This window comes from Streptomyces sp. NPDC026301 (assembly GCF_055567935.1).
In genome coordinates this window covers 138,252-162,938 of record NZ_JBVHPN010000009.1, presented here as the reverse complement: position 1 = coordinate 162,938, position 24,687 = coordinate 138,252, and the positions used below count along the sequence as shown (strand labels likewise).

Annotated in this window: 22 protein-coding genes and 2 tRNA genes; 10 read left to right on the top strand and 14 right to left on the bottom strand. The window is 72.1% G+C overall.

Going from position 1 to position 24,687, the window contains the following annotated elements:
- Window positions 1-22: 22 nt before the first annotated feature.
- The 8 genes from def to ACZ4MH_RS17845 form a co-directional block, all read right to left on the bottom strand.
- The gene (gene def, locus ACZ4MH_RS17880; protein WP_351591992.1) at window positions 23-667 is read right to left on the bottom strand and encodes a peptide deformylase; all 645 of its coding nucleotides are present in this window, start codon (window positions 665-667) and stop codon (window positions 23-25) included.
- Window positions 668-769: 102 nt separating this feature from the next.
- Window positions 770-1,756: a tetratricopeptide repeat protein gene (locus tag ACZ4MH_RS17875; protein ID WP_031067431.1), complete on the bottom strand. Its 987-nt coding sequence runs from the start codon at window positions 1,754-1,756 to the stop codon at window positions 770-772.
- Between the two features lie 285 nt (window positions 1,757-2,041).
- On the bottom strand, window positions 2,042-3,376 hold the full coding sequence (locus ACZ4MH_RS17870; RefSeq protein WP_467754560.1) for an HD-GYP domain-containing protein: 1,335 nt from the start codon (window positions 3,374-3,376) through the stop codon (window positions 2,042-2,044).
- Window positions 3,373-4,812 (bottom strand): HD-GYP domain-containing protein, encoded by a 1,440-nt coding sequence (locus tag ACZ4MH_RS17865; RefSeq protein WP_467754559.1) that lies wholly within the window; start codon window positions 4,810-4,812, stop codon window positions 3,373-3,375. Before ACZ4MH_RS17865 ends, ACZ4MH_RS17870 begins: the two co-directional genes overlap by 4 nt.
- A 136-nt stretch (window positions 4,813-4,948) precedes the next feature.
- Window positions 4,949-5,326: a mycothiol system anti-sigma-R factor gene (rsrA, locus tag ACZ4MH_RS17860; RefSeq protein ID WP_351599714.1), complete on the bottom strand. Its 378-nt coding sequence runs from the start codon at window positions 5,324-5,326 to the stop codon at window positions 4,949-4,951.
- Window positions 5,323-6,036: a sigma-70 family RNA polymerase sigma factor gene (locus ACZ4MH_RS17855; RefSeq protein ID WP_351599728.1), complete on the bottom strand. Its 714-nt coding sequence runs from the start codon at window positions 6,034-6,036 to the stop codon at window positions 5,323-5,325. Before ACZ4MH_RS17855 ends, rsrA begins: the two co-directional genes overlap by 4 nt.
- A 268-nt stretch (window positions 6,037-6,304) precedes the next feature.
- Window positions 6,305-6,937: an alpha/beta hydrolase family protein gene (locus ACZ4MH_RS17850; protein WP_351599715.1), complete on the bottom strand. Its 633-nt coding sequence runs from the start codon at window positions 6,935-6,937 to the stop codon at window positions 6,305-6,307.
- A gap of 40 nt (window positions 6,938-6,977) precedes the next feature.
- Window positions 6,978-7,796, bottom strand: coding sequence for an SOS response-associated peptidase (locus ACZ4MH_RS17845; RefSeq protein ID WP_351599716.1), 819 nt, complete (start codon window positions 7,794-7,796; stop codon window positions 6,978-6,980).
- A gap of 35 nt (window positions 7,797-7,831) precedes the next feature.
- Here ACZ4MH_RS17845 and ACZ4MH_RS17840 point away from each other — a divergent pair, with 35 nt between their 5' ends.
- The 4 genes from ACZ4MH_RS17840 (at window position 7,832) to ACZ4MH_RS17825 (ending at window position 11,488) form a co-directional block, all read left to right on the top strand.
- The gene (locus ACZ4MH_RS17840) at window positions 7,832-8,548 is read left to right on the top strand and encodes a M50 family metallopeptidase (RefSeq protein WP_351599717.1); all 717 of its coding nucleotides are present in this window, start codon (window positions 7,832-7,834) and stop codon (window positions 8,546-8,548) included.
- Window positions 8,549-8,667: 119 nt separating this feature from the next.
- On the top strand, window positions 8,668-10,029 hold the full coding sequence (gene aroA, locus ACZ4MH_RS17835; protein WP_351599718.1) for a 3-phosphoshikimate 1-carboxyvinyltransferase: 1,362 nt from the start codon (window positions 8,668-8,670) through the stop codon (window positions 10,027-10,029).
- 12 nt (window positions 10,030-10,041) lie between these two features.
- The gene (gene rsgA, locus ACZ4MH_RS17830; protein WP_351599719.1) at window positions 10,042-11,049 is read left to right on the top strand and encodes a ribosome small subunit-dependent GTPase A; all 1,008 of its coding nucleotides are present in this window, start codon (window positions 10,042-10,044) and stop codon (window positions 11,047-11,049) included.
- A 115-nt stretch (window positions 11,050-11,164) separates the two neighbouring features.
- Window positions 11,165-11,488, top strand: coding sequence for a DMT family transporter (locus ACZ4MH_RS17825; protein WP_351599720.1), 324 nt, complete (start codon window positions 11,165-11,167; stop codon window positions 11,486-11,488).
- Between the two features lie 27 nt (window positions 11,489-11,515).
- Here ACZ4MH_RS17825 and ACZ4MH_RS17820 read toward each other — a convergent pair whose 3' ends face one another.
- A complete protein-coding gene (locus ACZ4MH_RS17820) occupies window positions 11,516-12,220 on the bottom strand; it encodes a TetR/AcrR family transcriptional regulator (protein WP_351599721.1) in 705 nt (234 codons plus the stop codon).
- Between the two features lie 188 nt (window positions 12,221-12,408).
- Between ACZ4MH_RS17820 and hisN the strand changes: the two genes are divergently transcribed.
- Window positions 12,409-13,203 carry a histidinol-phosphatase gene (hisN, locus tag ACZ4MH_RS17815; protein ID WP_351599722.1) on the top strand — a complete coding sequence of 265 codons (795 nt, stop codon included), beginning with the start codon at window positions 12,409-12,411 and terminating at the stop codon, window positions 13,201-13,203.
- A 215-nt stretch (window positions 13,204-13,418) separates the two neighbouring features.
- Window positions 13,419-13,820, top strand: coding sequence for a CBS domain-containing protein (locus ACZ4MH_RS17810; protein ID WP_351599729.1), 402 nt, complete (start codon window positions 13,419-13,421; stop codon window positions 13,818-13,820).
- Between the two features lie 189 nt (window positions 13,821-14,009).
- Here ACZ4MH_RS17810 and ACZ4MH_RS17805 read toward each other — a convergent pair whose 3' ends face one another.
- Window positions 14,010-15,473, bottom strand: coding sequence for a catalase (locus ACZ4MH_RS17805; RefSeq protein WP_351599723.1), 1,464 nt, complete (start codon window positions 15,471-15,473; stop codon window positions 14,010-14,012).
- Between the two features lie 155 nt (window positions 15,474-15,628).
- Between ACZ4MH_RS17805 and ACZ4MH_RS17800 the strand changes: the two genes are divergently transcribed.
- From ACZ4MH_RS17800 to ACZ4MH_RS17785, 4 genes are all read left to right on the top strand, one after another.
- Window positions 15,629-16,045, top strand: a complete 417-nt coding sequence (locus ACZ4MH_RS17800; RefSeq protein WP_351599724.1) for a Fur family transcriptional regulator — start codon at window positions 15,629-15,631, stop codon at window positions 16,043-16,045.
- A gap of 314 nt (window positions 16,046-16,359) precedes the next feature.
- A complete protein-coding gene (locus tag ACZ4MH_RS17795) occupies window positions 16,360-17,196 on the top strand; it encodes an ABC transporter ATP-binding protein (RefSeq protein WP_351599730.1) in 837 nt (278 codons plus the stop codon).
- The gene (locus tag ACZ4MH_RS17790) at window positions 17,193-18,059 is read left to right on the top strand and encodes an ABC transporter permease (RefSeq protein ID WP_351599725.1); all 867 of its coding nucleotides are present in this window, start codon (window positions 17,193-17,195) and stop codon (window positions 18,057-18,059) included. Before ACZ4MH_RS17795 ends, ACZ4MH_RS17790 begins: the two co-directional genes overlap by 4 nt.
- A 39-nt stretch (window positions 18,060-18,098) precedes the next feature.
- Window positions 18,099-19,217 carry an ABC transporter substrate-binding protein gene (locus ACZ4MH_RS17785; RefSeq protein WP_351599726.1) on the top strand — a complete coding sequence of 373 codons (1,119 nt, stop codon included), beginning with the start codon at window positions 18,099-18,101 and terminating at the stop codon, window positions 19,215-19,217.
- Window positions 19,218-19,276: 59 nt separating this feature from the next.
- Here ACZ4MH_RS17785 and ACZ4MH_RS17780 read toward each other — a convergent pair.
- The 4 genes from ACZ4MH_RS17780 to ACZ4MH_RS17765 form a co-directional block, all read right to left on the bottom strand.
- Window positions 19,277-19,350 (bottom strand) — tRNA-Met (locus tag ACZ4MH_RS17780).
- 104 nt (window positions 19,351-19,454) lie between these two features.
- Window positions 19,455-21,299, bottom strand: coding sequence for a tetratricopeptide repeat protein (locus ACZ4MH_RS17775; RefSeq protein WP_467754558.1), 1,845 nt, complete (start codon window positions 21,297-21,299; stop codon window positions 19,455-19,457).
- 204 nt (window positions 21,300-21,503) lie between these two features.
- Window positions 21,504-21,577 (bottom strand) — tRNA-Met (locus ACZ4MH_RS17770).
- Window positions 21,578-21,628: 51 nt separating this feature from the next.
- Window positions 21,629-24,562 (bottom strand): UPF0182 family membrane protein, encoded by a 2,934-nt coding sequence (locus ACZ4MH_RS17765; protein WP_351594933.1) that lies wholly within the window; start codon window positions 24,560-24,562, stop codon window positions 21,629-21,631.
- Window positions 24,563-24,687 lie beyond the last annotated feature (125 nt).

The window sequence follows — 24,687 nt, the reverse complement described above, 5'->3', positions numbered from 1 at the left end:
GGCGCCGGATGTACGCGGGGCGTCAGTCGTTGGCGACGACCGGGTAGCGCGGTTCGCCCTCTGCCATCTGCTTCAGGACGTCCTTGCGGTCGCGCTTGGAGAGGCGGTCGATGTAGAGGTATCCGTACAGGTGGTCCGTCTCGTGCTGCAGGCAGCGCGCGAAGTAGCCGGTGCCCTCGACGGCGATGGCGTTGCCCTCGATGTCCTGGCCGCGCACCACCGCGTAGTCGGGCCGCGGGAGCTCGGCGTAGGCGCCGGGGACCGACAGGCAGCCCTCGTTGGAGTCGTCCAGCACCCGGCGGTCGGCCGGCAGCTCGTCCAGGACCGGGTTGCAGACCGCGCCGACGTGGCGTACGCCCTGGTCGTCCATGCAGTCGTAGACGAAGACCTTCAGGTCGACGCCGATCTGGTTGGCGGCCAGGCCCACGCCCTCGGCGGTGCGCTGGGAGGCGAACATGTCGTCGACGAGCCGCGCGAGCTCGTCGTCGAACGCGGTGACGTCCTTGCACTCCTTGTGGAGCACCGGATTGCCGACCACGGTGATCGGGCGGGAGGTGCCGCGCTCGCGGTACGCCTTCTCGCGCGCGTCCGCGTCGGTCACGTCGTCGATGAACTCGGTGTCCACCTGCTGATCGCCGTCCTGATCAAACCCAGTTTGCTGCGCCATGTCCGCCGCACGCCTTCCGCGATGTTCCGCAAAGATTCTTCTTAGCTGCCCGTACAGGGTACGGGGGCCCGCCGTGCGCCCGCCGACACAGCTCGTGGCGGCTCAGCAGACCTCTTCGAGGTCCCGCCACTCGCGGGTGTCCGGGCTGTCGGCCACCCAGCCGTCCAGCAGGCCGCGCACCAGCCCGGCGGGCGCGGCGATGCCGCACTCACGCTCGGGCACCCACAGGGAGCCGGAGCCGGCCGTGCGGTGCCCGAGCGGGCCCGGATGGCCGGGCTCGCTGTGGTCGTGCGGGTCCAGGTGCTCGCCCTCGCCCTCGTCGCTGGGCATCCGGCTCTCGGAGCACGTGCGGCACAGCAGGCGGACGGAGGAGGACCAGTCCTCGGCGGCGTACCCGGCGTCCGCGGCCAGCCGCTCGAGGGCGTCCCGGTCGGCCTCGCCGGCGGCCTCGAGGAGGACGACCCAGGTGGGCACCGGCGAGGGCGCCCACAGCTCGATCTCGTCGAAGACGGGGTAGGAGGGCCCGGCCGTGGTCGTGCGCTCGCCGTGCGGTACGCCGTCGTGCAGCACCACCTCGCCCCAGCGGCGCCCGGAGGACGGCAGCGGGATGGAGAGCACCTCGATGCGGGCGGGGTCCAGCCGGCGGCCCCAGACGACCTCGGCCTCGCCCTCGGGCGAGAGGCGGACCGCGGCGCTGCCCAGCTGCATGCCGCGCGGCTCTCCGGAGGGCGCGCCCTCGCCGGGGACGTGCAGGCCGTACGCCTGCCAGGCGCGCCGGGCCAGCGGCCAGTCCTGCAGGGCGGTGGCCGCGATGCCCACGTTCCACCAGTCGGGGGCTCCGGCCTCGCGCTCCAGGAGGGCGACGGCGCGCAGTCCGGCCGTGCGCGCCTGCTCCCAGTCGTGCCGGAACTTGTGCAGCAGGGCGAGGTTGAACCAGGACTCCGACAGCCACGGCTCCATGTCGGCGGCGCGGGTGAGCAGCGCGCCCGCGTCCTCGTAACGGCCGTCGCCGATCAGCGTGAAAGCGCGGTCGGTCGCCTGCCGCCACGAGGCGGAGGGCCGGTGCCGTACCTTGCCGAAGATCTTCACGATTCCCGCCTGCCGATTGCTTCCTTGGTGCCGTCCGGTGGACGGCCGAGGGCTCACTCGACAACCTGCCACAGTTTGCCGCCGGGCTCAGCCCGATGACCGGCGCCCCCTGCTGCTCCTTGCCTCGCGCAGCCCCCTCGGCCCCGCTCCCCGGGGCCTCCTTCGCATCCAACCATGCCCATATCCGAGGCCGCTCATTACCCATCGGTTCTGTGACCTTGAACCGGTACCCCGATACGTGACGGCTACCCCTGTGGGCACCGCGCGCACGGCGGGAAGGGCCGGTCAGGCGGGCCCGAGGGGCCGGGAGAGCACTCGGGCGAGGGCCTCCACCACACGGGGTTCGAAGTCCTGTGCGGTCGACAGGCGGAGCCGTTCCAGGGCACGCAGCGTGCCCCCGGGGCCGCCGTCCCCGCCCGCGAGGTCGTCGTAGGCGTTCACGGTGCGCACGATACGGGCGGGCAGCGGCTGCTCCCGGAAGGGATCGGCCTGCCGCTCGACGATCACCGCCACCTCGGCGGGCACCCCGGTCTGGCGGACGACGGCCCCGCCGAGCAGGGCGATCCTGCGCTGCTCGGCGGACGGCAGGCCGGCGGTGGCGCCGCCGGTCACCGGGTCCACCAGGGACAGCTGCCCGATGTCGTGCATCAGCGCCGCGTACTCCAGGACGCTCAAGTCGGCCTCGCCGAGGCCCAGTTCCCGGCCGACGGCGCGGCTGAGGACGGCGACCCGGCGGGCGTGGCCCTGCGGGGTGTAGCCGGCGATCTCGGTGGCGCGGGCGAGGGAGGCGATGGTCTGCCGGTACGTGGCGCGGACGGCGGCGTAGCGGCGGAAGGAGAACTGGGTGAGGAGAAGCGGCAGGCAGAAGACGGGCAGCGCCCACAGGCCGGCGACGGCGGTGGCCAGGGCGATGACCAGGCCCGTCGCGCAGATCGCGGAGCCGATGCCGAGGAGGGCGCGCAGCTCGTCGCGGAGCAGGGGGCCGTACGGCCAGCCGGTACGGGCCCTGGCCAGGGCCGCGGCGAGCACGGCGTCGCACAGGGCGGTGAGCACGAGGATGCCGAGGAGGTAGCAGGTGTAGTACGTGCCGTCGCCGATCCAGGCGGCCAGCCGGCCGGTGGTGTACAGGGGCTGGAAGCAGGTCGCGGCGAAGCCGACGGTGAGGACGCGGCGGGCGATGTGGTCCAGGGCCGGGCCCCGGCCGAGCGCCACATGGGGGACGAGGCCGATGAGCCCTGCCGCGACGACGACGGCGACGGTCTGCAGGACGCCGTGCGAGGTGGGCCGCCCGCCGACCTCACCGAGCAGGGCGTAGGCCAGGGCTCCGGCGACGCCGAGCGGGGCGCTCTCGCGGTCGCCGGGCAGCGCGCCCGCGCCGCCGCGCGCGGGCGGCCCCGCGCCCCAGCGGGCCAGCTCACCGACCGCTATCAGGGCGCCGAAGGCGAGGGCGATACCGGGGTCGGCGAGGCCGTGCCAGAGGGTGTGGCCCAGCGCGAGGCAGGCGAGGGCGCCGGCCGCGGTGTGGACGAGGGCGACGGCACGGGGGGCGCCGGTGCGGTGCGGGACGGCGGGCGGGTCGGCGTGGCCCGCCGCTGCGGTCCGCGGCGCGGCGCCGCTCACCGCTCGCCCTTGGCGGCGCGGGGGTGCGGCGCCGCGGCGGCGGTACCGGGCGCGGGTACGGCCGCCGGGGCCGAGCGCCTGCGGAGCGGGACGCCCGCGCGCCGGGGCGGCGGCAGGGCGGGCCCGTCGGCGCCGGCGGTGACGACCTCGGGCTGCCAGCCGTGCCGGGCGAGCGCGGCGACCAGGGCGCGGACCATGCGCGGGTCGAGCTGGGCGCCCGCGCTGCGGCGCAGCTCGGCGACGGCGGCGGCGACCGGGCGGGCGCGGCGGTAGGAGCGGGTGGAGGTCATCGCGTCGAAGGCGTCGGCGACCGCGACCACCCGGGCGAATTCGGGGATCTCGCGCCCCCGGAGGCCGTACGGGTAGCCCTTGCCGTCCATGCGTTCGTGGTGGTGCAGGATCGCGGCCCTGGCCTCGCCGAGGAATCCGATGCCGCGGACGATCTCGTGGCCGTACTCCGGGTGCAGTTCGATGACGCGGCGCTCTTCGGAGGTGAGCGGGCCGTCCTTCTGGAGCAGTCGGGTGGGCACGCCGAGCTTGCCGACGTCGTGCAGGATGCCGGCGAAGCGCAGTACTTCGAGGCGGTCCTCGGCCATGCCCAGCTCGCGGGCGATCATCACCGAGGCGCGGCCGACGCGTTCGCTGTGGCCGCGGGTGTAGCGGTCCTTGAGGTCGACGGCCTGCACGAGGGCGCGGATGGTGGCCTGGTGCGCCGCGCGCTCGCGGTGGTACTGCGCGAAGACCCAGCAGGAGATGTACATGGGCAGCAGGACCAGGAGCGCGGCGGCGGGCCCGTAGGAGCTGCGCCAGAGGACGGCCATCATCAGCCCGGCCAGGCCGTGCACCAGGTGCGGGGCGAGCGAGCGGAGCAGCAGGCCGCGCCAGGCGGTGCGCGGCGAGTGCCGCTCGGCGGCGACGAGGACGCCGCCGTCCAGGACCGCCAGGACGGCGCAGAAGGCCGTCGTGGCGGCCGCGGCGGGCAGCAGCGCGTAGGGGAATTCGGGGGTGAGGACGGCGCGGCTGCCGCCCGCGCCGAAGACCTGCGCCGCGGCCCAGGCGGCCAGGGCCAGTTCGGCGGCGTGCCAGACGCGGCGGGCGGCGGCGGAGCGCTCCGCGGTACCGGAGAGGAGCGCGCCGGGGAGGACCACCAGGGCGGCAGCGGCGGGCGGCAGCAGGAAGACCCCGGCGAGCAGCACGGGGCAGCCCCACCGGGGCGGCATGCCGTCGCCGTGCCCCGGCGCGCCGCCGGCCGAGGTGCGGCCACCGGTCAGCGGGCAGTTGCGCATCCGCTCGCAGGCGGCGTAGAGCACGGCGAGCAGGGCCACGGTGGGCCAAGGCGTGCCCGCGGCGGGCAGGGCGGCGGGGGCGGCACAGCCGGCCGCCGCCAGGACAGCACATCCGATGTACGCGTACGCGCCCACGGGCAGCTGCCGCATGGCGCCCTCCTCCCCGCACCGAGCGTGTCGCTTCAGGTCCGGTGAGCTTAGAAGGCGTGGGCGGCGCGTGCGGGCGCATCCGGGGATTGGGTGGGGCTCGTCCGCCCGCCCTCACCCGATGGAGTGACCCGGCGCGTTATTCGGCGCGCGCCGCCTCGGTGCGTGCATCGGTTTCGGTCGGTCCGGCCTGGTGCCCGGGTCCCTCGGCGGCCGCCGATTCCTGCGCCTGTTCCAGCACGCTCTTCTCGGGCACGGCCTCGCCGGACCGGATCAGCTCGATCCGTCCCATGACCTTCGAGCGCAGGTCGGTGGGGACGTCGTCGTGGCCGCAGCAGCGCTTGACGAGCTTCTTGACCGCCTGTTCGAGGCCGTACTTCTCCAGGCAGGGCGAGCACTCGTCGAAGTGCTCCTCGAACTTCGTGCACTCCCCGTCCGGCATCTCGCGGTCGAGATACTCGTACAGGTGGTCAAGGACCTGGGAGCAGTCCGTCTCGTGCGGGTCTCCGCAGCTCATGATGTGGAGCCTTTCCGATCGTGCGACTCCGTCGTCGCAGCGCCCGCTCCGGCCGGGACCAGCCCGCGGTCCCGGGCGTAGTCCTCGAGCATGCCGCGCAGCTGTCGGCGGCCACGGTGCAGGCGGGACATCACCGTGCCGATGGGAGTTCCCATGATGTCGGCGATCTCCTTGTAGGCAAACCCCTCCACGTCCGCGAGGTACACCGCTATGCGGAATTCCTCGGGAATCGCCTGCAGGGCTTCCTTCACGTCGGAGTCCGGCAGGTGGTCCAGCGCCTGCGACTCGGCGGAGCGCAGTCCGGTCGACATGTGCGACTCGGCGCGCGCCAGCTGCCAGTCCTCGATCTCCTCGGCCGCGCTGCGCTGCGGCTCCCGCTGCTTCTTGCGGTAGGAGTTGATGAAGGTGTTGGTCAGGATGCGGTACAGCCACGCCTTGAGGTTGGTGCCCTCACGGAACTGGTGGAAGGACGCGTACGCCTTGGCATACGTCTCCTGTACCAGGTCCTCGGCGTCCGCGGGATTGCGCGTCATGCGCAGCGCGGCGGAGTACATCTGGTCCAGGAAAGTGAGTGCGTCGCGCTCGAAACGCGCATTGCGCTCGGTCTCCGACTCGCCCTTCGTCTCCGTACGGGCAGCCTCCGCTCGGCCCTCGTTACGTCCTTGTGCCGTGCCGTCGGTCCCTGCGTCGGTACCGGTGACCGGACCCACCTCCTCCAACACCGTGCCGGATCCGGATGCGGATCCGCTCGAATCGGAGAATAGACGACGATCCCGTACCACCGCCGCTCCAGCCGTGACGTGGTGTCCCGCGTGGAGCTGCGCCGGCTCCGGCACAGTCCAGCTGGAGCCCTGCGGTCGGGCCGGGCATGCGATCCCCATGCGGTGGACTCCCATTCCTCGTGCGTACCTGCCTACGCCACCGACAACAGGGCGGGGGCGCCGTGCATTCCCGTGTCCCTCCGGAAGGCCGCGCCGGTCAGTCGGGCAGCCCGACGAGCCACTCGGCGGCCGCCTCCACGATCAGCATGAGGGCCTCGTCCTGGCCGATGGGGGCCTTCTTGGGCACGGCGAAGCCGTGATCGGCGTGCGGCACCTCGACGATCTCGGTGCCCTCGGGGAACTCCTCGGGGCGCCCGAAGGGGTCGCGGCCGCCCTGGACGACCAGGGTGGGCACGCCGGCGCCGGTGAGCTCGTCGGCACGGGACTTCTCGGGCTTGCCCGGCGGGTGCAGCGGGAAGCTCAGGGCGAGGACGGCGTGCGCGCCGAGTTCGTGCGCCGTACGGCAGGCCACCCGCGCCCCGGCACTGCGCCCGCCCGCGACGACCGGCAGCCCGGGCTTCCGCAGCGCGGGCCACAGCGCCGTCCAGGCCGCGTCCAGGGTCTTCGGCGCGGGCGCCAGCTTCTTGCCCGCCACCCGCCAGGGCTGCTCGACGAGCGCGACCGTGACGCCGCGCTCCGGCAGCGCCGCGGCTAGCGCCGCCAGGTCCCGCGCCTCGATGCCGCCGCCCGCGCCGTGGCTCACGGCGAGCACCGTGCGTGCGTCCTGGGCGTGGTGCCAGGTGATCCGGGCCTCGCCCGCCGGTGTGCCGACCGTCTCGCTCTCACTCATGGGGCCATCCTGCCCCGGCGGCGGCGCCCGCACGGCACGGTCAGAAGAGCGTTTCCTCCTCGGGCGCCGCCAGCTCCTTCACCAGTTCGGGGCTGTTGTTGCGGACGTTGCTGACCTCCGTGGAGACGGGGTAGGCGCGCATCATCCCGGCGGGCGGCGGCGCGAGCAGCTCGCGCAGCTCCTCGATGTCCGTGGTGGCCGGGTCCAGCCAGGCGTCCCAGCGGTCCGGCGGCAGGACCAGCGGCATCCGGGGGTGGATGTCGGCGAGCGACCGCGGGCCCGCGGCACCGGACGCGCCGGCCAGCGGCGTGGTCTCGGCGGCCGTGGTGACCACCGTGCAGGTCGCCCACCACGCCTGCGGGTGGTCCGGCGGCAGCGTCGGGTCGCGCCAGAACTCGTACAGCCCGGCCATCGCCATCACGGCGCCGTCGGCCGGCGTGACGAAGTACGGCTGCTTGCGGGCGCGCTTCTTGCGCCCCTGCTCCTCCAGCTGCCGCTCCCCGGAACCCGTCACCCACTCGAAATAGCCGTCGCCGGGGAGCAGGCAGCGGCGGGCCGCGAAGGGCCGCCTGAAGGACGGCTTCTCGTGGACCGTCTCCGCCCTGGCGTTGATCATCTTCACGCCGACGTCGGGTGATTTCGCCCACGACGGCACCAGGCCCCACTTCAAAGGCCGCAGCTGGCGAACCGGTCGCCGCTCCTCGGCGTCTTTGACGGGGCGTTCGAGCACCGCGTAGACGTTCTTGGTGGGGGCGACATTCCAGTCGGGTGCCAGGGTTTCCTCGGGCTCCCACTTCTCGACCTCGAAGATCCCCACCAGATCCTCGGGCCGCCTGCTCGCCGCATACCGTCCGCACATGTATGCCACAGTGCCATGGCACAGCAAGGGGAGAGATGGACACCGACCACATCACCGACGTATGGGACCGGGTTTTCGCCACACAGCCCGATCCGTCGTTCTGGCTGGTCCTGGCCACGGCCGTGGTCGCACTGGCGGTGGTGCTCCCCTACAGCGCCTGGCGGATATCCCGTAACGCCATCACGATCGCGCACGAGGGCGGGCACGGCCTCGTGGCCCTGCTGAGCGGCCGGAAGCTGGACGGCATCCGGCTGCACTCGGACACCTCCGGGCTGACCGTCAGCCGTGGCAAGCCGCACGGCCTCGGCATGATCCTGACCGCAGCGGCCGGCTACACGGCCCCCTCGCTGCTCGGCCTGGCCGGTGCCGCGCTGCTCGCCGCCGGCCACATCACGGCCCTGCTGTGGGGCGCGACGGCCCTGCTGCTGGCGATGCTGGTGATGACGCGGAACGCGTACGGCGTCCTCACGGTGGTGCTCGCCGGCGCCGCGTTCTTCCTGGTCTCCTGGCTGACCACCGCGGAGGTGCAGGCGGCGTTCGCGTACGCGGTGGTGTGGTTCCTGCTGCTGGGCGGGGTGCGGCCGCCGTTCGAGATCCAGGGGAAGCGCAGACGCTCCGGAGGCCGCGTGGACTCCGACCCGGATCAGCTCGCCCGCCTGACGAACGTGCCGGCCGCGGTCTGGCTCGGCCTCTTCCACGTGGTGGCGCTCTGCTCGCTGATCGGCGGCGGCCGGTGGCTGCTGCAGCTGTGAGCCGGTGGCTGCCGCAGGTGAGACATACGCGGCGCCGCTTTACCAGTGCCATGTTTCGTACAGGTTGCACCCCATTTGATCAAGATCCGCACCTCTGGTGAGCCATTAAAGTGAGCTACATGACCGAGAGCCCCGCACACTCCGCCCTCTGGCCGGCCCCCACCGCTCCCGGGGCGGTCGACGCGACCGTCACCGTGCCCGGTTCCAAGTCGGTCACCAACCGTGGCCTGGTCCTGGCCGCGCTCTCCTCCGAGCCCGGCTGGCTGCGCCGCCCGCTGCGCTCCCGCGACACCCTCCTGATGGCCCAGGCGCTGCGCACCATGGGCGTGGGCATCGAGGAGACCATCTCCTCCAACTCCTCCCCCGCCGGCGAGCCCGACGGCACCGGCGAGGCATGGCGCGTGATCCCCGCGGGCCTGCACGGCCCCACCACCGTCGACGTCGGCAACGCCGGTACGGTCATGCGCTTCCTGCCGCCGGTCGCGGCGCTGGCCGACGGCCCGGTCCGGTTCGACGGCGACCCCCGTTCGTACGAGCGTCCGCTGGGCGGCGTCATCGAGGGACTGCGCGCCCTCGGCGCCCGCATCGACGACGACAACCGCGGCGCCCTCCCGATGACGGTGCACGGCACCGGCGGTCTGGACGGCGGCCGGGTCGAGATCGACGCGTCCTCCTCCTCGCAGTTCGTCAGCGCCCTGCTGCTGTCCGCGCCGCGCTTCAACCAGGGCGTGGAGGTACGGCACGTGGGCGACACGCTGCCGTCCATGCCGCACATCCGGATGACCGTGGACATGCTGCGGATCGCCGGCGCGCAGGTGGACACGCCCGAGTCCGGCGGCGAGCCGAACGTCTGGCGGGTCACCCCGGGCGCCCTGCTGGGCCGCGACCTGATCGTCGAGCCGGACCTGTCCAACGCGCAGCCGTTCCTGGCCGCCGCGCTGATCACCGGCGGCCGGGTCACCATCCCGGACTGGCCCGAGCACACCACTCAGCCGGGCGACGCGCTGCGCGAGATCTTCACCGAAATGGGCGGTTCCTGCGAGCTGACCGAGCAGGGGCTGACTTTCAAGGGCAGCGGTCGCGTCCACGGCATCGACATCGACCTGAGCGAGGTCGGCGAGCTGACCCCGGGCATCGCGGCGGTCGCGGCCCTCGCGGACTCCGAGTCCGTGCTGCGCGGCGTCGCCCACCTGCGGCTGCACGAGACCGACCGGCTCGCGGCGCTCACCAAGGAGATCAACGGCCTCGGCGGCGACGTCACCGAGACCGCCGACGGCCTGCACATCCGGCCGCGCCCGCTGCACGGCGGCGTCTTCCACACGTACGACGACCACCGCATGGCCACCGCCGGCGCGCTGCTCGGCCTGGCCGTCAAGGGCGTCGAGGTGGAGAACGTCGCGACCACGGCGAAGACCCTGCCCGACTTCCCGGAGATGTGGACGGACATGCTCAGCCCGGCGGTCCCCGCCCGGAGAGCTTGAGAGTCCGCCGCCATGCGCCGCTACGGCAAGCACCCCGACGAGGACGACATCCGGGTACGTCCCAACCCCAAGGGCAACCGTCCCCGTACGAGCATCCGCCCCAAGCACGAGGACGCCAGTGAGGGCCTGGTCCTCACGGTCGACCGCGGCCGCATCACGGTCCTGATCGAGGACCGCGCGGTCACCGCGATGAAGGCGCGTGAGCTGGGCCGCAAGAGCGTGGTGGTCGGCGACCGGGTCATGGTCGTCGGCGACCTCACCGGCGCCAAGGACACCCTCGCCCGCATCGTGCGGGTCCAGCCGCGCACGTCCGTGCTGCGGCGCACGGCCGATGACGACGATCCGTTCGAGCGGGTGGTGGTCGCCAACGCCGACCAGCTGGCGATCGTCACCGCGCTCGCCGACCCCGAGCCGCGGCCCCGGCTGATCGACCGCTGCCTGGTCGCTGCGTACGACGCGGGGCTGGCACCGCTGCTCGTACTCACCAAGTCCGACCTGGCGTCACCGGACACGCTGCTGGAGTCCTACGGCGCGCTGGGCGTCCCGTACGTCGTCACCAACCGCGACGAGCTGACCGACGGCGCCGCGGCCGACCGGGTGCGCGAGCGGCTGACCGACCGGATCACGGCCTTCGTCGGCCACTCGGGGGTGGGCAAGACCACGCTGGTCAACTCCCTGGTACCGGCGCGGAAGCGGGCCACCGGACACGTCAACGCGGTCACCGGGCGCGGCCGGCACACGACCACCTCGGCGCTGGCGCTGCCGCTGCCGGACGACCGGGGCTGGGTGATCGACACGCCCGGCGTGCGGTCCTTCGGGCTGCACCACATCGACCCCTCGCGGGTCATCAACGCCTTCCCCGACCTGGTACCGGGCACCGCGGAGTGCCCGCGCGCCTGCAGCCACGACGAGCCGGACTGTGCGCTGGATCAGTGGGTGGCCGACGGACACGCCGACCCGGCCCGGCTCTACTCGCTGCGCCGGCTGCTGGCCACCCGGGAGCGGCGCGAGGGCGACTGACGGACCGCGGGAGCGGGGCGGCCGATGCGAAAAGGTGGCTGCCGCGAGCCCTTGGTAACTGCATAATCACATCAGGACAGGGCGAAGCGGTCACCGAACCGACGGAGGCAAACTGATGGCGTGGCTGCTCGTCGTGGTGGCGGGACTTCTGGAGACGGGCTTCGCGGTGTGTCTGAAGCTCTCGCACGGCTTCACGCGGCTGTGGCCCACGATCGCCTTCTGCGCCTTCGCGCTCGGCAGCTTCGGCCTGCTGACCCTCTCCCTGAAGAAGCTGGACGTGGGTCCGGCGTACGCGGTGTGGACCGGGCTCGGCGCTGCCGGCACGGCGGTGTACGGCATGGTCTTCCTCGGCGACGTGGTGTCGACCTTGAAGATCATCTCGATCACGCTGGTCATCGCCGGCGCGATCGGGCTGCAGTTCTCGGGCTCGGCGCACTGACCCGTACTCCCGGTCAGTACGTACCGGTCAGCGCGCGGCCGGGTGGCGCGGCAGGCCCGCGAACGCGCTGCGGACCAGCCGCCCGACCTCCTCGGGATCGGCGGGCGCGACCACGCAGGACAGGGTGAGCCGGACCGCCGTTGTGCAGGCAGTCCCCAGCTCGGTCAGCTCCTCCTTGGGCCAGTCCGCCTCCAGCGCCGCCACCGCCCGGTCGCTGAACCGGCCGACCAGCTCGCTCGGCCCGGGCAGCGGCGCCTCGACGGGCGGCGGCACCACGGGGAAGCCCGTGCGGGGTCCGGGCACGGGCAGCGGGAGCGACTGGTCGGCGGGCGAGGGCAGCCGCTCGTTCCAGCAGCCGGTCAGCACGGCCCGTACGAGGGGGTTGGCGCGGGCGGTACGCAGCGTCCAGTCGGCCGCCGCGGCCAGCCTGGCCTGGGCTTCTTCGGGCAGCGCCGGCGCCCGGCCCGTCGCGTCGGCGGCCGGTCCGGGGCCGGCGGGCGGCTCGCCCGCCGCGGGCCGGGACAGGATGCGCTCCACGCCCGCCAGATACCCCTCGGTCTCGCGGCGCACCAGGGCGCGGGCGAGCCCCTGTTTGCTGCCGAACTCGTTGTAGAGGGTCTGCCGGGAGACTCCCGCCGCGGCGGCGACATCGACCATCCGGACGCCTGCCCAGGGCCGTACTTCGAGCGCCGCGTAGGCGGCGTCCAGTAAGGAATCACGCGCTGCGGGCATCGTTGCCTCCCAGGCCGTCGCGCCCATATGGCCGGTGTGCGCACAGAATTGACGCCCCACCAGATGGTGTCAAGGGTCCGGACCAAAGGTCTGCCGACGGGTGCGGAGGGGGTTTCCGGAAGTCGCCACGTTCCGCGACGAGTGCGGGATTTTCCGTGCTCAGGTACCGGGAAAGATAGTGTTCGCACATGGCCGACTACCACGATGATCTCCGTCTCGCCCACGTCCTCGCGGACGCCGCGGACGCCGCGACCATGGAACGGTTCAAGGCGCTCGACCTGAAGGTCGAGACGAAACCGGACATGACGCCCGTGAGCGAGGCGGACAAGGCGGCCGAAGAGCTCATCCGCGGCCACCTCGCACGTGCCCGGCCGCGCGACGCGGTGCTCGGCGAGGAGTTCGGCTCCGAGGGGTCCGGGCCGCGTCGCTGGATCATCGACCCGATCGACGGCACGAAGAACTACGTGCGCGGGGTGCCCGTGTGGGCCACCCTGATCGCCCTGATGGAGCGCGGCGAGGGCGGCGACCGTCCGGTCGTCGGCGTGGTCTCCGCGCCCGCGCTGCACCGCCGCTGGTGGGCCGCCGAGGGGCTGGGCGCCTACACCGGCCGCAGCCTGACCTCAGCCCAGCGTCTCCAGGTGTCGAGCGTCGGGCGCATCCAGGACGCGTCGTTCGCCTACTCCTCGCTCACCGGCTGGGAGGAGCGCGGCACGCTGGGCGGCTTCCTGGACCTCTCGCGGGAGGTGTGGCGGACCCGCGCGTACGGCGACTTCTGGCCCTACATGATGGTGGCCGAAGGTTCCGTGGACATCTGCGCCGAGCCGGAGCTGTCGCTCTGGGACATGGCGGCCTGCGCCGTGGTCGTGCAGGAGGCCGGCGGGCGCTTCACGGGCCTGGACGGGGCCCCGGGCCCGCACAGCGGCAACGCGGCGGCCTCCAACGGGCTGCTGCACGAGGACCTGCTGACCTACCTGCGGGACTGACCGCCCTCTCGCGGCCACTCCCGCAGATCTTCAAACGGCGCTTTGGGGCGCGTGACCGGCAGACCGGTCCTCACGCGCCCCTTGTCGCCCGCCGTGGAGCATGTGAACATGAGAATCCCCCCGCTTGTGCATTTGTGAAAACTTTCTCCAGGCGCTTCCGGCGCCGGAATGTCCTTTGCGGGGTCTCACCAAGGAGGTGGCTCCACTCCATGCCCATGTACGTCCGCGACGCCATGAGCACGGTGGTCCTCACCATCGGGCCCGCACACACTCTCCGGCAGGCAGCACACTTGATGGCGGCACGGCGCGTCGGCGCGGCCGTCGTCCTGGACGCCGACGCCGGTGGACTCGGCATTCTCACCGAGCGCGACATCCTCAATTCCCTCGGCGCCGGGGAGAACCCCGACTACGAAGCCGCAGGGACCCACACCACCACGGACGTGGTCTTCGCCGCTCCGGAGTGGACCCTGGACGAGGCCGCCACCGCGATGGTGCACGGCGGCTTCCGCCACTTGATCGTCCTGGACGACCGGGAGCCGGTGGGCGTGGTGTCCGTACGCGACATCATGCGCTGCCGCTCGACCGCCCGGGAACGGGCGACGGCGATACTGGCCTGACGCGGACCCCTGCGGCCTGACGCGGGCCGGCGCGGCCTGGCCCACGGCGGCCCGGCATGGGCCGGCGCGGGCGGGCGCGGGCCGGCGCGCGTCGGAAAAGCCGAGGAGGCCGGCCGCCCGAGGGCAGCCGGCCTCCTCTGTCCGGGGTGAAGGGGCCCCGGAAGACGCGGTCCGCGCAGTGGTGACGGGTCAGCCGCGCAGGGCCTGGACCGCGGCCTCCAGTCGCTTGCCGTAGTCCGCGTCCGCCTTGCGGAAGTTCTCGATGGCGCGCTGCGCGATGTCGTCGCGCGAGACCTTCGAGATGAACCCCGCGAGGTTGCTGACCAGGCGCTCCTTCTCGTCCTCCGACATCAGGCGGTAGAGGTTGCCCGCCTGCACGAAGTCGTCGTCCTCGGCGTGCGAGGGCGCCGCGGTCTTGCCGGAGTCACCGCTGACCGGCAGCGGCTCCCACAGCGGACGGCCGGTCTCGACCGGACCGCCGAAGCTGTTCGGCTCGTAGTTCTTCTGGCCCGCGTGGCGGCCGTCGTACAGCGCGCCGTCCCGGCCGTGGGTGCGCGCCTCGGCGGCGTGCGGGCGGTTCACCGGCAGGTGGTCGGCGTTGATGCCGACGCGGTAGCGGTGGGCGTCGCCGTACGCGAAGAGGCGGCCCTGCAGCATCTTGTCCGGCGAAGGGCCGATGCCCGGCACGAAGTGGTGCGGGGAGAAGATCGACTGCTCGACCTCGGCGAAGATGTTCTGCGGGTTGCGGTTCAGCTCCAGCTTGCCGATCTCGATGACCGGGTAGTCCGCCTTCGGCCAGACCTTGGTCAGGTCGAACGGGTTGAAGCGGTAGTTCGCCGCCTCCGAGGCAGGCATGATCTGCACGCCGACGGTCCAGCTCGGGAAGTCGCCGCGCTCGATCGACTCACGCAGGTCCCGCTGGTGGCTGTCGGGGTCCTCACCGGCGAGCTTGTTGGCCTCGTCCTGGGTGAGGCACTTGATGCCCTGGTCGGTCTTGAAGTGGTACTTGACCCAGAAGACCTCGCCGGCCTCGTTGTTCCACTGGAACGTGTGCGAGCCGAAGCCGTCCATGTGGCGGTAGGACGCGGGGATGCCGCGGTCACCGAAGAGCCAGGTCACCTGGTGGGTGGACTCCGGGCTCAGACCCCAGAAGTCCCAGACGTTGTCCGCCTCCTGCGAGCCGGTGTACGGGTCGCGCTTCTGGGTGTGGATGAAGTCCGGGAACTTGATGGCGTCCTTGATGAAGAACACCGGGGTGTTGTTGCCGACGAGGTCGTAGTTGCCCTCTTCGGTGTAGAACTTCAGCGCGAAGCCGCGGGGGTCACGCACCGCGTCCGCCGCGCCGAGGTTGCCCGCGACGGTCGAGAAGCGGAGGAACGTCTCGGTCTGCTTGCCGACCTGGGAGAGGAACTTCGCGCGGGTGTACTTCGTCACGTCCGCGGTCACGGTGAACGTGCCGTACGCACCGGCGCCGCGGGCGTGCACGATCCGCTCCGGGATGCGCTCACGGTTGAAGTGCGCGAGCTTCTCGATCAGCTGCTGGTCCTGAATCAGGCCGGGGCCGCCGATGCCGGCCGTCTCGCTGTTCTGGTTGTCCGCGACCGGAGCACCGGTCTCCGTGGTCAGCGGTCCGGTGCTGCTTTCTACCGACACGTGCGCCTCCTGTGTAAATACCTGCCCTTGGCTTGCGCCGCAACCGATCTTACATTGGACAATGTCTAAGTCAAGAAGGATGAGAAATCCGTACCCGATCCGGTCATGGACCACCACTGGTACCCTGGCTCATATCTGACTGATGGGTGATTGGCATGAGTGACCTGCTCGAACGACTCCGGGGACGCGGCTGGCGGCTGACCGCACAGCGTCGCGTCGTCGCCGAGGTCCTGGACGGGGACCACGTCCACTACACCGCCGACGAGGTGCACGCGCGGGCGACCGAGCTGCTGCCGGAGATCTCCCGCGCCACCGTCTACAACACGCTCGGCGAGCTCGTGCTGCTCGGCGAGGTGCTGGAGGTCAGCACGGACGGCCGGGCGAAGCGGTACGACCCCAACGCCCACCACGACCATCACCACCTGGTCTGCTCGCAGTGCGGCACGATCCGTGACGTCCACATCGCGAGCGACCCGATCAGCGCCCTGCCCGAGCCGGAACGATTCGGCTTCGAGGTCTCGGAGGTCTCGGTCACCTATCGCGGCACATGCCCGAACTGCGCTCGCGCCTGACCCGTACGCCGCCACGGCACCTCCTCTCCGCTCCGCCGATCATTGCAGCCCGCCGCCTTTCGCGGCGGGCTTTTCGGTATGCCGGGCGCATCCGCGGACGACGCGCATCGGCGCGCGGCACACGGCGGTGCGCGGCGCACGCCTCTTCCAGTTTCTGACGGGCCGTCATATCGTGCCTCGCGCCACGCCCCACGGCTGCCCGGGACCGCCGCGGCAGCCGGTCCGCACTCCGCGAGGAGCACACCGTGGGAGAGCCGCACCCGCCGCACCCGCCGCCCCCGTCCCCCTCCCCAGCCCCGCCCGCCGCTCCGGCCCTGCGCGCCCGTGCGCTCGGCCGCTCCTTCGGCCGCGGCCGCAAGGCGCTGACCGCGCTCGGCCCGCTCGACCTCGACATCGCCGCGGGCGAGTTCGTCTGCCTGGTCGGCCCCTCGGGCTGCGGCAAGTCCACGCTGCTGCGGATCGCCGCCGGACTGCTCCGGCCCGGCACGGGCGAGCTGGAGATCCACGCCACGAGTGCGCGCCCGGCCGCGATGATCTTCCAGGACTACGGCATCTACGACTGGAAGTCCGTACTGGCCAACGTCCGCTTCGGCCTGGACGTGCAGCGCGTGCCCCGCAAGGAGGCCGATGCCCGCGCCCGCTCCTGGCTGGCCCGCATGGGCCTCGCGGAGTTCGCCGACGCCTACCCGGCGGCGCTCTCCGGCGGCATGCGCCAGCGCGTGGCCATCGCCCGCGCCCTCGCCGTGGAGCCCGAGCTGCTGCTCATGGACGAGCCGTTCGCCGCCCTGGACGCCCAGCTGCGCACGATCCTGCAGGACGAGCTGCTGGACCTCACCCAGCACACCCGTACCACCACGCTCTTCATCACGCACAGCCTCGAAGAGGCGCTCGTCCTCGGCGACCGGGTTCTGGTGATGTCCGCCCGTCCCGGCCGCGTCATCGCCGAGCGCCGCCCACCGTTCGGCCGCCCCCGTAGCGGAGCGGTGCGCAGCGCTCCGGAGTTCACCGCGCTCAAGGCCGAGCTGTGGGAGCTGCTGCGCGGCGAGGTCGACGCCCGCTCCGGTACGGGCGCGTACTCCGGTACGGGCACGCGCTCCGGTACGGGCACGGATCCGCGCCCCGGTACCGGCACGGAGGCGGTGCCCGCATGACGCTCACCGACCGCTCCGTACCGCGCGAGACCGTCCTCGTGCGCCGCCCCGGCCCTCAGGAGCTGCGTCCGCAGCGCACGTACAGGCGCCGCCGCACCCTTGAAGCGGCGCTCGCCCTCGCCGTCCCGGCCGCCCTGGTGCTGCTGTGGCAGCTCGCCGCCGTACAGGGCTGGATCGACGCCCGTATCTATCCGGCGCCCGGCACCATCCTGGCCGACGGCTGGGACCGGGCGCTGGCCGGTGCCCTGTGGCCGGACGTGTGGGCCACCCTGCGACGGGTCCTCGCGGGCTATGCCGTCGGCGCCGTGGCGGGCTACGCGCTGGGCCTCCTCATGGGCTCCCTCGCCCTGGTGCGCGCCGCCCTGGAGCCGCTGCTGGACGCCCTGTACGTCGTACCGAAGCTGGCCCTGCTGCCGGTCTTCCTGAACATGTTCGGACTCGGCGAAGGGCCGCAGGTCGCGCTGGTCGCGGCCACCGTCTTCTTCTTCGTGTGGATCTCCACCATGGCGGCGGTACTGGCCGTGCCGGCCGGGCACCGCGACGCGGGCCGGGTCTTCGGCGCGAGCCCCTGGCAGATGTTCCGGCATGTCCTGCTGCCCGCCTCCCTGCCCGCCGTGCTGGTCGGGGCCCGGATCGCGGCGGGGGTGGCGGTCCTGGTGATCGTCGCGTCGGAACAGATCGCCGCCGCCGACGGGCTCGGCCACCTGATCTTCGACTCACGGGCGCTGTTCCAGAACGACGTGATGTTCGTCGGGATCGTCTGCGTCGCCGTCCTGGGCGTGCTCTTCTCCGAACTGGTGCGCCTGGCCGGCCGGTTCCTCACCCCCTGGGCACCGCGCGACCGCGGCCGCTCCCGAGGCTGACCCGGCCCGCCCCTCCCCTACTCGGTACCCGGAGGCCCCATGCGCCGTCCTCTCATCGCGCTCGCCGCCGCCCTGGCCCTGCTCACCGGATGCGCCGCCCAGGAGGCCGGCGGCAGGCCCGCGAAGCCCCGTACGATCACGCCCGTCGCCGGCTGCGGCGCGCACGCCTGGACCGACCCCGCCGACCTCGCGAAGGACCGCCGCCCTGCCCGCTGCGACAAGGGAGCGCCGGCCGCCCGGCCGCTGAAGAAGAAGCGTTCGCTCACGATCGCCACCGGCACCCTGAACGCCGAGTACGTCGCGCCCGTCCGGCTGGCGCTCGCCAAGGGCGAGTTCGCGAAGGAGGGCCTGGACGTCCACCTCAAGGTGCTGCCCACGCCCGAGGCGCTGCCGCTGCTGGCCAAGGGCGACCTGGACGTGCTGTGGGCGGCGCCGGAGGCCGCCGTCCTCAATGGCATCGCCGGCGGCTTCGACATCCGCTGGGTGGCCGGGAACTTCTCCCCCGACCCGCGCTCCAAGAGCGGCCTGTGGGCCCGGCTCCCCGAGGGAGGGACGGCGCGGTCGGTGTCCCTGAAGGGCGCGAGCCTCGGGACCATGATCGGCAAAGGCTCGGTGATCATGTACCCGATGGACCGTTCCTTCGCCCGGCACGGCGCCCGCATGGACTCCGTCACCTTCCAGCAGCTCGGCTCCTCGGACGTGCTGACCGCGCTGACCGGGGGCGGCGTGGACGCCGCCTGGCTGCTGGACCCGGTCTGGCGCACGGTCGACGGCGACAAGAAGTACGCGTTCCTCGGCGGCCAGCCGCAGGGCGAACCGCTCGGCGGCGCCCTGTACGGCCCGAACCTCCTACAGCGGGACCCGGACGCCGGCGTCGCCTTCCTGCGCGCGTACATCCGTACGGTCAACACGTACTTCCGCGGCGACTACAAGGCCGACCGGGCGTTCGCCGCGGAGCTGGCGGGGCTGCTGAAGGTGGACGCCGACGTGCTCACGGCGGTGCCGTCGCTGCGGATGGACTGGGAGATCCGGAAGGGCACCGCCGACCGCCTGCAGCGCGCCTACCGGGACGCGGGGGTCACCAAGGGCCCGCCGATCCCGGAGAACAGGCTCGTGGACCGCTCCTTCTACGCCGAGGCGGTCGGCCACCGGCCGTGAACGGCACGCACACATGACGAAGGCCCGGATCCTTGCGGATCCGGGCCTTCGTTTTTCAGTAGCGGGGACAGGATTTGAACCTGCGACCTCTGGGTTATGAGCCCAGCGAGCTACCGAGCTGCTCCACCCCGCGCCGTTGTGTTCACAACTCTAACCCCAAGCCGACGACCAGCGCAAATCCGTGCCCGCGGCCCCGCGCACCCGGCGTCCGGCCGGCCCCGGAGGACCGGCCGGATCTCATGCGCTCAGCTCCTCCTTGAGCGCGTCCCGCAGCCGGGCGGCACGCTGGGTGACCTCCGGCGGGCCCAGCTCCACGGCCCGCGTGCACCACCGCTCACTCTCCGCGAGCGCGCCCCGGCGGGCCGCCAGCAGGGCGAGACGCAGCGCCGCGCGCCCGTGCCCCGCCTCGGCCGCCCGTGTCCACCACAGGGCGGCCTCCGGGAGGCTGCCCTCGCGGGCCAGCAGCAGCCCGAGGTTGAACGCGGCGTTGCGACTGCCGGCCTCGGCCGCCGCGCGGTACCAGTCGGCGGCCGCGGTCGCGTCGCCCCGGGAGGCGGCGAGCATGCCCATCCGGACCTGGGCGCCGCGGTGCCCCTGCCCGGCGGCGCGCTCGTACCACTGCTCGCTCTCGCCGCCGGACTCCTCCGGGCCGCTGGCCTCGCGGTCCAGCAGCGCGGCGAGCCGATAGGCCGCCTCGGCGCTGCCCGCCTCCGCCGCCCCGCGCAGATGGCGCTCGGCGTCCTGCCACTCGCCGTCCCGCAGCAGGGACAGGGCCGCCTGGAGCGCGGCCTCCGTGTGCCCGGCCTCGGCGGCCTGCTCGTACCACTTGCGGGAGGTGCGCTCGGCGCCCCGGCCCGCGTGCAGGATGCCGAGGTTGAACGCGGCGTCCACGCTGCCGGCCTCGGCCGCCTTGGAGAACCACGGCTCGGCGCCGGACGCGTCACCGCGCTGCAGCAGCAGTACGGCGAGCGCGTTGGCCGCCTCCCGGTGGCCCGCGTAGGCGGCCCGGCGGTACCACTGCTCGCTGCGGCCGTCGCGGCCCTGCTGGGCGCAGAGCAGGCCGATGTTGTACGCGCCGTTGACGTCGCCGGCCTCCAGCGCCGCGCGGTACCAGCGCTCGGCGGTCTGCAGCTCGCCGCGGTCGGCGTGCAGTGCGCCCAGGGCGTTGGCGGCGTTGCCGTCGCCGTCCTGCGCCGCCCGGCGCCACCACTCCGCCGCGCTCTCCTCGTCGCCCGCGTCCTTCAGGAGGAAGCCGAGCGCGCACGCGGCGCGCGGCTCGCCGTCCTTGGCCGCGATGAGGTACCAGCGCCCGGCCTCCTTGAGCTCGCCGCGCTCCTCCAGGAGCGTGCCGAGGTGCAGCGCCGCCCTGCGGTGCCCGCGGGCCGCGGCCTGGCGGTACCACTGCTCGGCCGCAGCGCGCGGCTCGGCGTGCTCGCCGTACGCGGTGCCGTCGGCCTCGCGCTCGTCCAGAATGCGCGCGAGGCGGTACGCCGCTTCGCGGTGGCCGCGCTCGGCGGCGGCCACGAACCACTGCTCGGCGCCCTCCTCACCGCGGTGGTCGAGCAGGTCGGCGAGGGCGTAGGCGCCCAGGCAGTGACCGGACTCGGCGGCCTGGCGCAGCCAGTACTCGGCGGCGGGCTCGTCGCCGCGCTCGCGGTAGTGCCGGCCGAGCGCGTGCGCCGCGGCGGCGGAGCCGGCGACGGCGGCGATGCGCCACCAGCCGGCCGCCTCGTCGGCGTACCCGCGCTGGTGCAGCAGGACTCCGAGGTTGTTGGCGGCGGCCCGGTCGCCCGCGACGGTGGCGGCGCGCAGGCACGGTTCGGCGCCGTCCAGATCACCGCGGCGCAGCAGCATCGCGCCGAGCATGCTCGCCGCCCCGGGGTCGCCCGCGGCGGCGGCCTGCCGGTGGCCCACCTCGTCCATGGCCTCGGTCGCCTCGGGCGACTCCGTGGCGTCGGCCGTTTCGGCCATATCGGCCGCGTCCCTCGCGGGCGGCGGCAGCTCGGATTCGCGCCCGTCGTCGGGCGCATGCACAAATGGTCCTGTCTCCAACAACCTTGCCTTGTCCCCCATAAGGGCCATCGTCGCACCACCCGAAGCCCGGGTACACCTGGTATACCGCAGCCAGTGAGGTCACTTCAGCGTTTTGTCGACTTCCCGACACGACGACATGCCAAACGCTCAGGACACCAGTCTCCCCAATGCGGGTGGTTTAACGCGCACATACCTGACGACACGCATGACGAAGGCCCGGATCCTTGCGAATCCGGGCCTTCATCTTTTCAGTAGCGGGGACAGGATTTGAACCTGCGACCTCTGGGTTATGAGCCCAGCGAGCTACCGAGCTGCTCCACCCCGCGCCGTTGTGTATTTAAGGTACCACGGCGCGGAGGTGGAGCCATAATCCGCGGTCAGCCGCCCTGCTTGTCCCCCTTGTCCGCACCGCCCTTGTCCGACGAACCGGCCTTCTCCCCCGCCTTCTTCTCCGCGGCGGCGGCCCGGTCCAGCGCGGCCTTCAGCTTCTTCTGCGCCTCGCCGTAGCCGGCCCAGTCGCCCGACTCGCGGGCCTTCTCGCCGTCCTCGTACGCCTGCTGGGCGTCGTCCAGGGCGCCCTGCACCGTCTGGTCCGAGGGCGGTGTCGTACTGCCCGTGTCCGGCGGCGTGGTCTCCTCGTCGCCGTCGCCGACGTTCGGTGCCTTCTTCCCGAACACCACGTCCAGCGCCTCACCGAGGCTGTTCTCGAAGGCGGCCTTGTTGCCGTAGCTGACGAGCACCTTCTTCAGCAGCGGGTAGTTGGTGCCCGCGCCGCGCAGATAGACCGGCTCGACGTACAGCAGGCCGCCGTCCAGGGGGACGGTGAGCAGATTGCCGTACTCGATCTCCGAGTCGCCCTTCTTGAGGATGTTGAGCGTCTTGGCGACCGTGTCGTCGGAGTTGAACTTCGACTGCACCTGCTGTGGCCCGGGGACCGTGGTCTCGGACGGGAGTTTGAGGATTCTGATCTTCCCGTAGTCCGGACTCTTGGCGTTGGCGTCGACCGCCATGAACGCCCCGAGGTTGTCCCGCTTGTTGGGCGTGAACGTCGTCGTCAGCGAGAACGTCTGGTTCTTCTGGTCCGGCATCTTCATACTGAGGTAGTACGGCGGAACCGCGGTCGCCGACTTGGTCGTCGGGTCGTTCGGGATCTGCCAGCGCTCGCTGCCGGTGTAGAAGGTGTTCGCGTCGGTGACGTGGTACGTGGTCAGCAGCTGGCGCTGCACCTTGAAGAGGTCCTGCGGGTACCGCAGGTGCTCCATCAGCTGGTTGCTGATCTTCGACTTGGGCTCGACCGTGCCGGGGAACGCCTTCATCCAGGTCTTCAGGACCGGGTCCTTCTTGTCCCACTGGTAGAGCTTGACCGAGCCGTCGTACGCGTCGACCGTCGCCTTGACGGAGTTGCGGATGTAGTTGACCTGGTTCTGCTGGGCGACCACCGCGCGCTGGCCGTCGGTCAGCGAATCCGCCGTGGTGTCCCCGAGCGTGGTCCGCGAGGAGTACGGATAGCCGTTGCTCGTGGTGTACGCGTCGACGATCCACTTGATGCGGCCGTCGACCACCGCCGGATACGCGTCGCCGTCGATGGTGAGCCACGGCGCGACCGACTCCACGCGCTCCTTGGGCGTGCGGTTGTACAGGACGCGCGAGCCCTCGCCGATGGCGCCCGAGTACAGGATCTGCGGCTCGCCGAAGGCCACGGCGTACGCCGCGCGGTTGACCGGGTTGGCGAGGTTCACCCCGCTCTTGCCCTTGTAGCTGTAGCTCTTCTCGCCGCTGTCGTCGGAGTAGTCCAGCTCCTGCTGCGGCCCGCCGACGATGGAGTACTGCGTGGTCTTCTCGCCGTAGTAGACGCGCTGCTCGTGCTTGGGGAGGTGGCCCTTGGCGGGGAGGTTCTTCTCGGTGTAGTCCGGCTCGCCCTCATTGACCGTGCCGGTCCCCTTGGCGGTGACCGCGCCGTACCCGTGGGTGTACTTGAAGTGGTCGTTGATCCAGTTGCGCTCGGGGATGCCGGCGATGTTCAGCTCGCGCAGGCCGATGACGGTGTCCTGCTCCTTGCCGGCGCCGTCCTTGTACCGGTCGACGTCGAGCGTGGCGGGGAACTGGTAGTACCCGCGGACCTGTTGCTGCTGCTGGAAGGTGGGCGAGACGACGTTCGGATCCAGCAGGCGCATGCTCGCCGTGGTGTCCGCCGCGTCCCGCAGCCGCTCGTTGTCCGTCTTGTCCTTGGGCTTGTAGTCGCCCTTGTAGCCCGTGACGTGGGAGCCGTCGATGCCGTACGCGTCCCGCGTGGCCTTGATGTTCTCCTTGATGAACGGCGCTTCCTTGGCCTGCTCGTTGGGCTGGACCTGGAACTTCTGCACGATCGCCGGGTACAGCCCGCCGATGAGGACCGCCGAGAGCACCATCAGGCCGAAGCCGATGACCGGCAGCTGCCAGGTCCGCCGCCACAGGGTGGCGAAGAAGAGCACGGCACAGATGGCGGCGATGAAGAACAGGATCGTCTTCGCCGGCAGGTAGGCGTGCGCGTCGACGTACCGCAGGCCCGTCCAGCCCTCGGCGGACTTCAGGCCGCTGGACTTCACCGCGAGGCCGTACCGGTCGAGCCAGTACGCCATCGCCTTGAGCGACACGAAGATGCCCAGCAGCACCGACAGGTGGCCCGTGGCCGCGGCGGTGGCGCGGGAACCGGGGCTCGTGACGCGCAGGCCGCCGTACAGGTAGTGCGTGAGCGCCGCGGCGATCAGGCACAGCACCACACAGGCGAAGCCGAAGCTCAGCAGGAAGCGGAACCACGGCAGGTCGAAGGAGTAGAAGGAGATGTCCTCGTGGAACTGCGGGTCCTTCTGGCCGAACGGCACGCCGTTGACCCACTGCAGCCAGGTGCGCCACTGGCTGGAGGCGGACGCGCCGGCGATCAGGCCGACCAGCGCGGTGACCGCGACCAGCACCCACTTCTTGTAGGGCGCGATGCTCATGCGGTAGCGGTCCAGGCTCTGCTGCTCCAGCGACATGGCGCTGAGCGGCGGGCGGAGCCGGTGGGCCAGCCAGACGTTGACCCCGATGGCGGCCGCCATCAGCACGCCGAAGAAGAAGAACAGACCGATCTTGGTCCACAGGGTCGTGGTGAAGACCGAGGAGTACTTCACCGAGCGGTACCACAGCCAGTCGGTCCAGAACCCGGAGAACATCACGAAGAGCATGGCCAGCACAGCCAGCACGCCCAGGGTCAGGAGCCCGGTCCGCATCCGCCGGGACGGGCGGCCCACTCTCGTCCGTGGCCCGGCGGGGCCTGAGCCGCGGTCCGGCATCTGGAAAGCCAAGGTGCGCACCTCGAAGTTCGCTGTCGTATGAAGCGGGCCCGGTGATAGTAGGACCCACTCTTGCAACTTACTAAGGCTTTACCCGGTTCCCGTTTTCCGGGAAGTTCAGGGCA